Genomic DNA, 363 nt, shown 5'->3' on the forward strand with positions numbered 1-363 from the left:
TCGCGCCGCAAAACGGTCACCAGCTTCCCGAAACAGCGCGGACTCAGCCCCGTGAACGGGGCTATCCAAGACGGCTCCGACGCCGTGATCACACCAGCCACACCAAGATCATCTCACCTGTGACCAGCAGTTACGGGACAACCCTTAGGCGATGAAAGAGGCTGCATATCGGCAAGGCATATGCGCCTCGGTGTGGCGCGGATATTACTTGGCCGTGCGGATTTCCATGAGCATGAAGTCGCGGCCCTGCTCGTCGGCGCTCTCGCCGACCGGCGTCCAGGCGTTCTTGTTCACGTCGAACTTCTTCTGCTCGGTACCCGTGGTCATGTCGACCTGGGCCGAGTAGCTGTTGCCCTTGACCGC

1 pseudogene is annotated in these 363 nt (G+C 61.2%); it reads right to left on the bottom strand.

What is annotated here, in order from left to right:
• Nucleotides 1-101: pseudogene (locus tag AB4039_RS42575) on the bottom strand (IS5/IS1182 family transposase); the annotation flags it as partial.
• Nucleotides 102-363 lie beyond the last annotated feature (262 nt).

The organism is Streptomyces sp. M-16 (genome assembly GCF_052114405.1).
Classification (GTDB): domain Bacteria; phylum Actinomycetota; class Actinomycetes; order Streptomycetales; family Streptomycetaceae; genus Streptomyces.